The 12976-nt window shown below is 56.2% G+C and carries 11 protein-coding genes; 5 read left to right on the top strand and 6 right to left on the bottom strand.

The features are described from left to right. Positions 1–60 precede the first annotated feature (60 nt). Together dtpD and lysS are read left to right on the top strand one after the other, a co-directional pair. Positions 61–1536 (top strand): dipeptide permease DtpD, encoded by a 1476-nt coding sequence (gene dtpD, locus ABLV78_RS18995; RefSeq protein ID WP_045393424.1) that lies wholly within the window; start codon positions 61–63, stop codon positions 1534–1536. Positions 1537–1867: 331 nt separating this feature from the next. Continuing rightward, positions 1868–3385 (top strand): lysine--tRNA ligase, encoded by a 1518-nt coding sequence (gene lysS / locus ABLV78_RS18990; RefSeq protein ID WP_015704650.1) that lies wholly within the window; start codon positions 1868–1870, stop codon positions 3383–3385. A gap of 58 nt (positions 3386–3443) precedes the next feature. On the opposite strand, the gene ABLV78_RS18985 is transcribed toward lysS, so the two are convergent. The 6 genes from ABLV78_RS18985 to ABLV78_RS18960 all read right to left on the bottom strand — a co-directional run bounded on the left by ABLV78_RS18985 (position 3444) and on the right by ABLV78_RS18960 (position 10391). Next, entirely contained in the window at positions 3444–4832 is a 1389-nt protein-coding gene (locus ABLV78_RS18985) for an amidohydrolase family protein (protein WP_047049458.1), read from the bottom strand. A 17-nt stretch (positions 4833–4849) separates the two neighbouring features. Next, on the bottom strand, positions 4850–5800 hold the full coding sequence (locus ABLV78_RS18980; protein ID WP_045393418.1) for a carbamate kinase family protein: 951 nt from the start codon (positions 5798–5800) through the stop codon (positions 4850–4852). 127 nt (positions 5801–5927) lie between these two features. After that, positions 5928–7346, bottom strand: coding sequence for a YlbE family protein (locus ABLV78_RS18975; RefSeq protein ID WP_047049456.1), 1419 nt, complete (start codon positions 7344–7346; stop codon positions 5928–5930). Beyond that, the gene (gene fdrA, locus ABLV78_RS18970) at positions 7346–8893 is read right to left on the bottom strand and encodes an acyl-CoA synthetase FdrA (protein WP_047049454.1); all 1548 of its coding nucleotides are present in this window, start codon (positions 8891–8893) and stop codon (positions 7346–7348) included. Before fdrA ends, ABLV78_RS18975 begins: the two co-directional genes overlap by 1 nt. Beyond that, on the bottom strand, positions 8883–9746 hold the full coding sequence (locus ABLV78_RS18965) for an oxamate carbamoyltransferase subunit AllH family protein (protein WP_047049452.1): 864 nt from the start codon (positions 9744–9746) through the stop codon (positions 8883–8885). Before ABLV78_RS18965 ends, fdrA begins: the two co-directional genes overlap by 11 nt. 39 nt (positions 9747–9785) lie before the next feature. Then, positions 9786–10391 carry an ankyrin repeat domain-containing protein gene (locus ABLV78_RS18960; protein WP_047049451.1) on the bottom strand — a complete coding sequence of 202 codons (606 nt, stop codon included), beginning with the start codon at positions 10389–10391 and terminating at the stop codon, positions 9786–9788. A gap of 259 nt (positions 10392–10650) precedes the next feature. Between ABLV78_RS18960 and ABLV78_RS18955 the strand changes: the two genes are divergently transcribed. The 3 genes from ABLV78_RS18955 (at position 10651) to ABLV78_RS18945 (ending at position 12945) form a co-directional block, all read left to right on the top strand. Beyond that, on the top strand, positions 10651–11145 hold the full coding sequence (locus ABLV78_RS18955) for a DUF1097 domain-containing protein (RefSeq protein ID WP_047049449.1): 495 nt from the start codon (positions 10651–10653) through the stop codon (positions 11143–11145). A gap of 101 nt (positions 11146–11246) precedes the next feature. Further along, the gene (locus ABLV78_RS18950) at positions 11247–12185 is read left to right on the top strand and encodes a LysR substrate-binding domain-containing protein (protein ID WP_047049447.1); all 939 of its coding nucleotides are present in this window, start codon (positions 11247–11249) and stop codon (positions 12183–12185) included. Between the two features lie 118 nt (positions 12186–12303). Continuing rightward, on the top strand, positions 12304–12945 hold the full coding sequence (locus ABLV78_RS18945) for a helix-turn-helix domain-containing protein (protein WP_047049512.1): 642 nt from the start codon (positions 12304–12306) through the stop codon (positions 12943–12945). The last annotated feature ends 31 nt before the right edge of the window (positions 12946–12976 follow it).

The following is a 12976-nucleotide window of genomic DNA, read 5'->3' as shown; positions in this document are numbered from 1 at the left end:
TAGACGCACACAAGGGAAGTGGCTTGCCACTTCCCTTTTTTCACGCTGCAAGGAGAACCTATGAAAACACCCTCACAGCCGCGCGCGATTTACTACATCGTAGCGATCCAGATCTGGGAGTACTTCAGCTTTTACGGCATGCGCGCCTTACTCATCCTTTATCTCACCCACCAACTTGGCTTTGACGATAGCCACGCCATCAGTCTGTTCAGCGCCTACGCATCTTTAGTTTACGTAACCCCCATTCTCGGCGGCTGGCTTGCCGACCGCCTGCTCGGCAACCGCACGGCGGTGATTGCCGGGGCGTTGTTAATGACCCTCGGCCACGTGGTGCTGGGCGTCGAATCTGATTCCACCTGGAGCCTCTATCTGGCGCTGGCGATCATTATCTGCGGCTATGGCCTGTTCAAATCCAATATCAGCTGCCTGCTCGGCGAACTGTACGCCGCTGACGACCATCGTCGCGATGGCGGTTTCTCGCTGCTGTATGCCGCCGGTAACGTCGGTTCGATCGCCGCGCCGATTGCCTGCGGGCTGGCGGCGCAGTGGTACGGCTGGCATATCGGCTTTGCGCTGGCGGGGATCGGCATGTTCATCGGCCTGATGATTTTCTTAAGCGGTAGCCGCTATTTCCGCGACACCCGCGGCGTCGATAAACAGGCGCTGTGCGCGGTGAAATTCGCGCTGCCGACCTGGGGCTGGCTGGTGGTGATGCTGTGCCTGGCGCCGGTGTTCTTCACCTTGCTGTTGGAAAACAACTGGTCCGGTTATCTGCTGGCGATTGTCTGCCTGTTCGCCGCGCAAATGGTGGCGCGGATCATGATCAAATCACCGCAGCATCGCCGCGCGCTGTGGCAAATCGTTCTGCTGATGTTGACCGGGACACTGTTCTGGGTGCTGGCGCAGCAGGGCGGAAGCTCAATTAGCCTGTTTATCGACCACTTTGTTGATCGTCGACTGTTCAATATTGAAGTGCCGACCGCGCTGTTCCAGTCGGTTAATGCGGTAGCGGTGATGGCGGCAGGCGTGATCCTGGCGTGGCTGATCCGCCCGGAAGGGCGAACCCGCTCGGTGTTAAAAGTGTGGCTGAAATTCGCATTCGGCCTGCTGCTGATGGGCGGCGGATTTATGCTGCTGGCGCTGAATGCCCGCCACGGCGCGGCTGACGGTCAGGCCTCGATGGGCATGATGGTCGCCGGGCTGGCGATGATGGGCTTTGCCGAGCTGTTTATTGATCCGGTGGCGATGGCGCAGATAACCCGTCTGAACATGCCCGGCGTCACCGGCGTATTGACCGGCATTTATATGCTGGCCACCGGCGCGGTCGCCAACTGGCTGGCCGGGGTGGTGGCGCAGCAAACTACCGAGTCGCAAATCAGCGACACGGCGATTGCCGCCTATCAGCATTTCTTCTCGCAGATGGGCGAATGGACCATCGGCTGCGTGGCGGTGATTGTCGTTATCGCCTTTGCCGCGGCCTGTAGCGTGGGCAAACGCCGTGCGGCTGCGGGTGAAGTTCCCGGCGGCGGCGCCTGATGCTCATCCTGGCTCGTGGCGTAAACGCCTTATCCGGGCCTCGATTCGTAGCCCCGGTAAGCGCAGCGCGACCGGGGGGATTACATCAACAGCGGAGCGCGAAGTCGTTCCTTGCAAAGCCAAGTGAACAGGAGGTGGATATTCTGGCAGGCGCGGAAGCCAACGATAAAAAATACCGTTAGTGAAGCCATAGCTGAGTGAGATCAGCTTGTAGTGAATCCAGAGTCGTTAAGATTGTTCTCTGGTGTGTTACCAGAGACAGGCCGCGCTGAATGGTGACCTGGTTCAATTTATCGAAGCTAGTTTGAAAGCAGGGTTATGAGGAACCAACATGTCTGAACAACAAGCACAAGGTGCCGATGAGGCAATTGACCTTAATAATGAACTGAAAACTCGTCGCGAAAAATTGGCTGCGCTGCGTGAGCAGGGCGTCGCTTTCCCGAACGATTTCCGTCGCGATCATACCTCTGACCAATTGCACGCTGAATTCGATGCGAAGGATAACGATGAACTCGCTTCCCTGAACGTTGAAGTCTCTGTTGCTGGCCGTATGATGACCCGCCGCATCATGGGTAAAGCCTCTTTCGTTACCCTTCAGGACGTCGGCGGCCGCATTCAGCTGTACGTCGCGCGCGATGACCTGCCGGAAGGCGTCTATAACGAACAGTTTAAAAAATGGGATCTCGGCGACATCATCGCCGCCCGCGGCAAGCTGTTCAAAACGCAAACCGGCGAACTCTCCATTCACTGCACCGAGCTGCGTCTGCTGACCAAAGCCCTGCGCCCGCTGCCGGATAAATTCCACGGCCTGCAGGATCAGGAAGTCCGCTATCGCCAGCGTTATCTGGATCTGATCGCCAACGAAGAGTCGCGTCATACGTTCCGTATCCGTTCGCAGATCCTTGCCACCATGCGTCAGTTCATGGTTGCCCGCGGCTTTATGGAAGTCGAAACCCCGATGATGCAGGTGATCCCAGGCGGCGCTTCCGCCCGTCCGTTCATCACCCATCACAACGCGCTGGATCTGGATATGTACCTGCGCATCGCGCCGGAACTGTATCTGAAACGTCTGGTAGTCGGCGGCTTCGAACGCGTGTTCGAAATCAACCGTAACTTCCGTAACGAAGGGATCTCCGTACGCCATAACCCAGAGTTCACCATGATGGAACTCTATATGGCGTATGCGGATTACAAAGACCTGATCGAACTGACCGAGTCGCTGTTCCGCACTCTGGCGCAGACGGTGCTGGGCAAAACCGAAGTGCCGTATGGCGACCAGGTGTTTGACTTCGGCAAGCCGTTTGAAAAACTGACCATGCGCGAAGCGATTAAGAAACACCGCCCGGAAACCAATATGGCGGATCTGGATAACTTCGACGCGGCGAAAGCGCTGGCGGAATCTATCGGCATTCAGGTAGAGAAAAGCTGGGGTCTGGGACGTATCGTCACGGAGATCTTCGATGAAGTGGCGGAAGCGCATCTGATTCAGCCAACCTTCATCACCGAATATCCGGCGGAAGTTTCTCCGCTGGCGCGCCGCAACGACGTGAACCCGGAAATTACCGACCGCTTCGAGTTCTTCATCGGCGGCCGTGAAATAGGTAACGGTTTCAGCGAGCTGAACGATGCGGAAGATCAGGCGCAGCGTTTCCAGGATCAGGTCAACGCCAAAGCGGCGGGCGACGACGAAGCGATGTTCTATGACGAAGACTACGTTACCGCGCTGGAGTACGGCCTGCCGCCGACCGCCGGTCTGGGTATCGGTATCGACCGCATGGTGATGCTGTTCACCAACAGCCACACCATCCGCGACGTTATTCTGTTCCCGGCCATGCGTCCGCAGAAGTAATCGCGTCTGGTAAATGACAAAACCCCGGCTTGCCGGGGTTTTTTACATGACGCTGGCTTCAGGCGCCGACGCTGCCCCAGACCATCTTACCGTTATGGAAGGTGGCGGTGCGCGGCGAAATTCGCGCCACGGCTTCGGCGGAGCAGGAGGCATCGACCAGCACAAAGCTGGCGTCGTCCTGCGCTTTTGGCCATACGCGCTCGCCTTTGTCATTCAGCGGCAGCACGTCGCCGGTGGCGATGGCCAGCGCGCGCGACAGGGTCTGCTCATTGGGGCGGATATACAGCTGCGCGTAGAGATTGGCTTTCTCCAGCATGTCGCCCAGACCGTAAGGCGACCAGTGGTCAATCACGCTATCGGTACCGGTCATCACGAAGACGCCATTTTCGCGCAGTTGCTTGAGCGGCATGTGCAGAGTGCCGATCGGCACGGTGGAGGCGATGGTGATCTGCTGCGCCGCCATGCGGCTCGCGATGGCATCTACCTGCTGTTCATTGAGCGTCGCCAGCGCGAAAGCATGGCTGATGGTCAGCTTGCCTTTCAGCGCCGGCGTCTTCTCCACGGTTTCCACCATATAGTTCACCGCCGCCACGCCCGCCGGGCTGGTTTCATGCAGATGAATATCCACCCCTTTTTCGTAATCCAGCGCAATCTGGAACATGGTATCGAGCGATTTCTCCATCGCGCCATCGACGTTAGTCGGGTCGAGGCCGCCTACGTAGTGGGCGCCGGCCTGCATCGCTTCGCGTACCAGCGATTCCGATTTCGACAGCAGCAGCCCGTGCTGCGGAAAAGCGACGATTTCGCAATCGAAGCCTGGTTTACGCCGCGCCAGCACTTCCTGCAGATTCTCCAGGTTCTTCAGCCCGGACACCGGCTCAATATTGCAGTGGCTTCGGGCGATAGTGGAGCCTTTGGACTGGATCAGGTCGATAAGCTTCTCGGCGTGCGCCTGCGTATAAGGCTGGAGTTCAGGCAGCAGTTTCTGCTCAAGCTTGATCATATCCTGAATGGTGGTGCCCGCCGGACGGTTTAGCGAGCGCCACGGGCCGCCATAAAACGTTTTGTCCAGATGGATATGCATGTCGCGCATGGCAGGCAACATCAGTTTACCGCCCGCATCGTAGCGCGGCAGCGTGGCGTCCGGGTGGCTCAGATTGCTGCGCAGGGCGACGATTTTGCCGTCTTTTATTTCCAGCGTTTGCAGCTCGGTCCGGGTGTGAACCACTACGCCGTTTTCATATTCGAAGCCGCTTTCCAGCAGGACGTTATCAAGGTAGTAGTGCTTATCGGCGACCCTGGCCGCGCCTTTATTATCGCAGGCGGCCGCGGACGGCTGGCCTCCGACGGCATACGCCGCAGGCGCGCCCGCCGCCAGCAGGGCGGCGGCTGTGACCATTTTGCCGCTTTGGGTAAGAAATTCGCGACGGCTGTTGTCTTTATTCATCCTTTTTTCCTTTTGTGTCAGTCATGCACAATATGGGTTCCCGTTTCGCCGCGTAGCGCGGCTGGCAGACATTCCGGCGTAGTGATGATCACCCGCTTGCCGCCGTGTTGCAGGAACGCGAGGCTGGCGACGATTTTTGGCAGCATGCTGCCAGCCGGGAAATGTCCTTCTTGCATATAGCGGCTCATCTCGCTGATGCCGACGCGACCCAATGCCTGCTGATCAGGCTTGCCGAAATTAACGCACACTTTCTCCACCCCGGTGGTGATAACCAGAATATCAGCATCAATTTCGCGGGCCAGCAGGGCGGTTGAGAGATCTTTGTCGATCACCGCATCCACGCTCTGGTAGTCGCCCTGCGGGCTGCGCACCACCGGGATCCCGCCGCCGCCGGCGCCGATCACCACAAAGCCTTGCCGGGTCAGCGCCTTGATGGCTTCTGCTTCGACAATGCGTTTCGGCTCCGGCGAGGCGACTACCCGGCGATAGCCACGGCCCGAATCTTCCACAAAGCGCCACTCAGGATGCGCCTGCTGCAGTTCATCGCGCTGGTTTTCGCTGAAGAACGCGCCTATAGGCTTAGTCGGATGGGTAAAGCCGGGATCGTTTTTATCGACTTCAACCTGCGTGACGACGGTAACCGCCTTTTGCTCGCCGCGCTGGGCGAGGCGGTTATTCAGCGCCTGCTGAATGAGGTAGCCGATGCCGCCCTGGGTATCGGCGACGCAGTTGGCCAGCGGCGTCAGCGGCAGACCTTCACGCTCGTGGGCTATCTCCGAGCGGCGTAAATCCAGCCCAACCTGCGGGCCGTTACCGTGGGTTAGTACCACGTTATAGTCCGATGCCAGCATCTCCAGCACCGTACTGGCCACCGCTTTGACCGCCTCGGCCTGATGCTCGATCGACTGGCTGGCGTTATCTTTGATAATGCTGTTGCCGCCAATGGCAACGACGATGAGTTCTTTCATATCTGACTTCCGCTACAGAAGGTGATGTAGTTATTGTTATTGTGTGGTCGTGGTAGTCGCCCGGCCAGGCGTAGGGCTGCCGGGGATTTCCCGGGGTCGGCGCAAACGCCTCGCCCGGGCTACAACGTTAAACGTCGTAACGATCGCACCAGCTGAGGACCGCTTTTTCGAAACAGGCGAACGGCGGGTGGACAATCCCGGCGCCGATCATGCCGATCCCGGCGTCTTTATGGGCGATAGCGGTGTTGATCACCGGTAAAATACCGCTGCTGCCGACGCGGGTGATGTCGATAGCGGTCGGGATCCCCATAAAGCCGAGCAGCGGAATGGTGACGTTCGGATTTTCGCCAAGGGTGATTTCACGCATCTGGCGCGAGAAATCGACCGCTTCTTCTACCGTTCCGCCGACCAGCGCGACGATAGCCGGCGCCGTCGCCATGGCGAAACCGCCGATGCCATAGGTTTCGGTAATTGCGCTGTCGCCGATATCAAGGCCGGAGTCTTCCGGTTTAAAACCGGCAAACATCGGACCTATCACCTGCTGCGCCGGGCCGGTAAACCACTGTCCCGGCAGGCCGCTGACCCGCAGTCCGAACTCGACGCCGTTGCGCGCCATGGTGGTGACCACGGTGCTGTATTCTATGCCGTGGGCCGCATCCATCGCCGCTTTACACATCGCCATCCACGTCGGGCCGGAGAAGTAATCGCTGCTGGCGACAAATTCGAACAACTCGCGCTGCTGCGCTACCGGATAACCGGCCTGAATAATCCCCGGCGTAAGCGCCTGAATCAGTAGGGTGGTACCGGCGTTGTTGCGGTTATGGCACTCATCGCCCATGTGCAGCGCCTGCGCCAGCATTAAGCGCAGATCGATTTCGCCGATGATCTTCATGGCGTCGCGCAGCATGGGGCCCTGGACGTCGCGCATCCAGTTCAGACGATCGATCACGCTCTTATCGTTAGCCCCCATGCGCAGGATCTTCGCCATCTGCTCGCTCATGTTGGTATAAGCGATATTGCCGTAGGTTTTGTTCTCGACGATATGCATGAACATCGACGCCGACGTCACGCCCGCCATTGAGCCCACGCAGTCGTGTTCGTGACAGGGTGAGAAGGTAATTTCACCGGAGGCGGCAAGCTCGGCCGCTTCATCCAGATCTTTCGCCAGCCCTTCAAAGACCAGCGCGCCGGTGACCGCGCCTTTCATGGCGCCGCACATGTTTTGCCATTCCACCGGCGGGCCGGCATGCAGAATGGTTTTTGGCGTCATGCCCGGCACGACGTTAATGGCCTGATCAAAACCGATCAGCACCGGGTGCGACTGAATAATACGCTCCAGCGCCTGCTGGTTGGCGGCGGCGATTTTATCCGCCAGCGGCGAGCCGGCGATGCGATCCAGCGCCTCAACCAGCTGCAAATTGCCCTGGCCTGGCGGCGTCCAGTCGAGCTGGGTGACGGCGGTATGCTGCTTTTTCAAATCGTCGCTGAACATGGCGATACCGACGTTAATCACGTTCAACGGCTGGTTAAATAGCGACTGGCTCATCAGGCTTGCTCCCCTTTGCAGATAAATTCACGCGCCAGCAAACCGGTATTGGTGCTGCTGCTGGCCAGAATGACGCCAGCGTCAAGCAGCATCTGGCGCTGTTGCTCCAGCGATGGCGTATCGAGATCGGTGCCTAACACGTAAGCGAGGATCGTCAATGGGCGGCCATCGGCGGCGGCAATGGCTTTGGCCTCTTCGATCGCCGCGATCGTCGAACCCACCGGATCTTCATGCGCCCCGAAGCCCAGCACGAAGTCCATGACGATGACCGCCACTTCGGGATCGCGCGCTTCCTGCAGCAGGCGGCTGATACGGTTGGTCGGGTCGATCATCGGGTGCGGCTTACCGTTGGTGAAATCGTCATCGCCGAAATCGAGGAAGGTGTGTTTGATGCTGCGATTGATATCGCTCAGGCGATAAGCCGGATCCGGCTGAATGTTGCTATAAACATCCGCGTGTTTTTCCAGTACCGCGAACATGGTTTCATCGCACAGGGTACCGCCGCAGAACAGGCCGCGAATGTATTTCTGCTGCGGCGTGAGCTGCGTGCGCACTTCGGCGATAAGCGCTTGATTTAGCGGATGCAGATCGAGGTTCTCTTGCTTAATACCGCTCAGCAGAACGGCCTTCAGCGCCGCTTCTTTGGTGCCGCGGGCGAACTGCAGACCTTGCTCATCGGCGGGGGGCTCGGCGCGGCCGAGGAAGCACGCCACCACCGGTTTACGGCAGGCGCGGGCGCGTTCGAGCACTTTTTTCGCCACCGTCGGTGCCGGCGGTTTGGAAACAAGGACGATAATTTCCGTTTGCGGATCCGCTTCCAGCATCTGAATGGCGTCGAGCATCATCAGGCCGCCGATTTTCTCACTCAGATCGCGACCGCCGGTACCGATTAGCTGCGAGATCCCGCCGCCGAAATCGTGGATACGGACGCTCAGCTCCTGGCTACCGGTGCCGGAGGCGCCGATAATGCCGATGTTGCCGCGGCGAACCGCGTTACCGAAGCACAGCGCCGCGCCGTTAATAATGGCGGTGCCGCAGTCTGGCCCCATCATCAACAATCCCTTTTCGTGGGCCAGCTGTTTCAGCGCCAGTTCGTCGTCAATAGAGACGTTATCGGAAAACAACATCACGTTAAGATCGTTTTGCAGCGCCTGACGCGCTTCGCGAGCGGCAAACAGACCGTTGACCGAAATAATCGCGAGGTTACTTTGCGGAAGATGTTTTTTGGCGCTGGCGAGGGTGGCGTAGCGCGCTTTGTGCTGGCCGCTTTCGGCCTTTTTGCTGAACAGCGCTTCTATTTCACTGAGTATCTGTTCGCTATCGGCGCCGTCTTTGCCCTTGATGACGATCATCAGGTCGCCGTTTTTCGCCGCTTCCAGCTCCGGCGTCAGCAGCCCCAGGTTATTCAGCACCCCTTTGTTCATTTCCGTCGCCATCGCCACAAATGCCTGCTCTACGCCATCGAGCTTATTAGCGCGGGTGGAAATCGACATTAATGAGACCGAATCAAAATAGGTATTCTTCTTCACCACTATTTTAACTGACATTATTCCCTCCATACGTTTGGCTCAGCGCGCAGGCATCCGCCATACCCAATAGCATGTCGCTGCCGGAACTTGAGCCAATATTTTTAATATTGGCAATAGCCTCAATAGAAAAGGTTGTCGGTTGATTAACCATCAGGTTAATCATCACGGCGATACTTTCTCGATAATGCTGGTTAATCGCCGCCTCCAGCGTAATCGCGCTGAGCGGCGTAGTATTTTGTCTGGCGCTCTGCAGCGCGGTTATAAAGGCTTCCCGGTAATGGTTAGCCGGGTGTCCCTTTATGAATAAAATAACGCTTAGACCTAGCAAATAATCATCCGCCGATGGCGTCAGGCCAATGCCTAATCCGATCATGTTCGCCACAGCGGCGCCGATATTTTTATTTTCGTGAAGTGCTTTAAATAATATTTCCCGTCGCTGCTGTAATTCACGACTCATTGCGTGATAAAAGGGATTGTCGCCGCGATAGAGAAATAACGTATCATCCTCATGTAACTGCGTAACGATAATGTTGTGCCATCGTCGCCAGGCTATCAGGTTAAATGTTGCCGCGTTTAATACCGCTCGCGGCGTTTGCCAGCGCTTACACCGGTGGATCTCTATCCATTTATTATCGCCAATGTAAATTCCTGAATCGGTAAACCGGACGCTTTCCCCTGGCCGGAACAGGTTGTCAAAGTGGGTGAGTGCTAACCTACAGCTATTGGGCGCATTGTCAGAGGTTTCGCACAGCAGCGTCAGAAGCCCTGGTTTGCCCGGGGTAAGCAGGTTTACCGCATGGGTGAAAACCTGCCCGACCCGTCCACCGCCGCGCTGTGCGAGAAAGCGGGTATCCGCAGTTAGCGCTTGCACACACCACCGCGAGGAGGTGTTAATGGCGATTCTCCTTCCTCAGGCTCCGGCGGCGACCAGCAGGTGGGCGATTTCACTGAATCCCTTATCCCATGCCAGCTCCAGCGGCGATTTACCATACTTATCGGTCATATGCGGGTTGGCGCCGTGATCCAACAGCAGTTTGACGATCTCCTGCTGCGTCGCGCCGCCGTCGTTTAAAACAATCGCTTCCAGCAGCGGCGTCCAGCCAACGAAATTGGTGTGATTGACATTAATATCCGTTTCCGTCAGCAATATTTTCACGATTTCAAGATGGCCTTTTTCACAGGCCGGCGTCAGACCAACGCCGCCGAAACGCGTTAATCGTTCGAGGTCGGGATTTGCCGGCAAAATTAAGCGCAGTAGTTCGACGTCGTTATTCAGACAGCTGATTAAAAACGGGTTAAAACAGGTCTGGTCCTGCTTATTAATATCTACGCCAGCGGCAATAAGAATAGAAACACAAGCATAATGTTTATTCAGGCTGGCGAGGGTAATGGCGGTTCGCCCCTGGCGATTACTGGCATTAATATCGATGCCGCTTGCTAAGCAGGCTTTTAATTTCGCGATATTTCCCTGCTCTGCAGCCAAAAGATAGTCAGCAATAATATTTTCCGTCGCCATCACCTTGCTCCTGTTGTTGCGGCTGAGACTTTCTTGATGGCTTGAGCATAGCAACCAGAAATAGATAAAAGAACCCGCTTAAATTTTATTCGCCATAATCCGGGGGATTATTGAATAAATTTCAATAATTGATGCAGACTGTGCGGCAGAGCAATGTTTACTTCTTTTATGCCTTTGTCCTTTAACGCAATCGGGTTTTCTTTCGATATAGTTGCCGTCAGAAAGCAATATCATCGATCTTTTTTCAGAGGGGAAAGAGATGAACGGACTCACCGCTACGGGGATCACCGTCGGTATTTGCGCAGGCGTTTGGCAGCTAATTTCCTCGCACGTCGGGCTGCAGCACGGTTGGGAATTATTGGGAACCATCGGCTTCGTCGCGTTCTGTAGTTTCTATGCGGCAGGGGGCGGTAAAAGCGGTTTTGTGAAAAGCCTGTGCGTTAACTATTCCGGGGCGGTGTGGGCGTGGCTGGCGGCGCTGGCCGCCGGCGCTCTCGCCTCGGCCAGCGGTATGTCGGGGTTCTGGGCAAGCGTCATTACCACGGTGCCATTTTCGGCAGTCATCGTCTGGCAGGGGCGTTTCACGCTAACCTCGTTTATTCCCGGCGGCTTCCTCGGCATGACGCTCTTTTTCGCCACCGGTCTGAACTGGACGGTGACTCTGTTGGGATTTCTGGCGGGCAACTGCGTCGGCTTTATTTCAGAATATAGCGGGCGCAAACTCAGCGAGGCGACCAGTAAGGAGCGAGCCTGAATTCACTACGGGTGTTAAGCATTGTTCAAAAATGATTGCCCCTCGCCACAGTAACCAATACATTCAGCTTACGTATGGTTTAGCGGAAGCGGGAAGGGCGCATGAACTCGATTTTTACTGAAGAAAATCTGCTGGCATTCACCACCGCGGCGCGTTTTGGCAGCTTCAGCAAGGCGGCCGACGAGCTGGGGTTAACCACCTCAGCCATCAGCTATACCATCAAACGGATGGAAGCCGGGCTGGACGTAGTGCTGTTTACCCGCAACACCCGCAGCATTGAACTGACGGAATCCGGCTACTATCTGTTTCGCAAGGCCACCGATCTGCTTAATGATTTCCACGCGATAAAGCGCAGCATAGATACTATCTCGCAAGGCATCGAAGCGCGGGTGCGGATCTGCATTAACCAACTGCTATACACGCCTCGCCATACCGCCCGCCTGCTGCAGGTGCTGAAAAAACAGTTTCCCACCTGTCAGATAACCGTCACCACCGAGGTGTACAACGGCGTCTGGGATTCGATCATCAATAACCAGGCGAATATTGCCATCGGCGCGCCGGACACGCTGCTCGACGGCGGCGGTATCGATTATACCGAGATCGGCGCGATCCGCTGGGTGTTTGCTATTGCCCCGGATCATCCGCTGGCGTTTATGCCCGAGCCTATCTCGGAAAGCCAGCTGCGCCTTTACCCCAATATCATGGTTGAGGACACCGCCAGCACGATCAATAAAAAGGTTGGTTGGCTGCTGCATGGCCAGGAAGCGATCCTGGTTCCTGACTTCAATACTAAATGCCAGTGTCAGATCCTCGGTGAGGGGATCGGTTTTTTACCGGACTATATGGTGAACGAAGCGATAGCCGAGAAACTGCTGGTGATTCGTCAGATCCACAACCCGCGTCAGGATTCCGGCATGTTGCTGGCCACCCAGCACGCGGCTACCGGCCAGGTGACGCAGTGGATTAAAAAGCAATTTCGCCCTGGCGGGATTTTAACGGCGATATATGCTGATTTATTGCATCGCGGAGAGGCGAAATAGTCTTGCTGCACAGATCGTTACGCCAAAACTCCAGCTGTGGACTTTTCCCCTCGCTTTGCCTTATATATATTTGATGACGTCGGTGATACGGGAAAGTACGGCAATGGATACGGGGAAGTTGAACAGCAGTTTTGGTCGTATTCATGCCTGCTACCAGAAGCTGCAGTTAAATGCGCATCTCCCGGATGTGACCGCCTGTAGCGAAAGCATCGAATTGGCCCCTGGCGAGCGTTTTCAGCCGCAGGCTGGGTTTATTTACTTTCTGCTTTCCGGGAAAATCACTCTCGCCGTAAGCGAGCCTGATAATCTGCTAGGGATCGTGATCGAACATATGCCGGTTGGCCTGCTTGAGCACTATTGCCCGGCGGTAGAACTGCTGTACCAATGCCTCGATCGCTGCCGTTTCGCCAGAATCAGCGTGGAGGATTTCGAGCGTATCTTCTTTTACTCTTCGCCGGAGTATATGAAAGAGCTGACGACCATTCTGGCCTACATGGGCATTTTTGCCCTCGATGCGCACAACGAGCGCGGTAACCTGTCCGGTTTTCAGACCATAAAATCGATGCTATCGCGTTATCTGTACCGTAACGAGATCGATTATGGAAAACGTGAAAGCCTGTCCGCTTTTATTATTAAACGGACCAATCTTTCGCGCAGCTATGTTTATCAGGTCTTAGCCGCGTTAAAAGAAGGCGGCTATATTACGGTGAAAAAAGGTCAACTGATTTCTATCAACCGAAAAATACCGGATAAATTCTGATTAATATGGTCAGTTGTCAGGGCGATCATGC

The sequence above is a fragment of the Klebsiella sp. CN_Kp075 genome, from assembly GCF_040065055.2.
In the GTDB taxonomy this organism is placed as follows: domain Bacteria; phylum Pseudomonadota; class Gammaproteobacteria; order Enterobacterales; family Enterobacteriaceae; genus Klebsiella; species Klebsiella aerogenes.
Note: the sequence above shows the minus strand (reverse complement) of the source record. Positions and strands in the feature narration are given on the sequence as shown.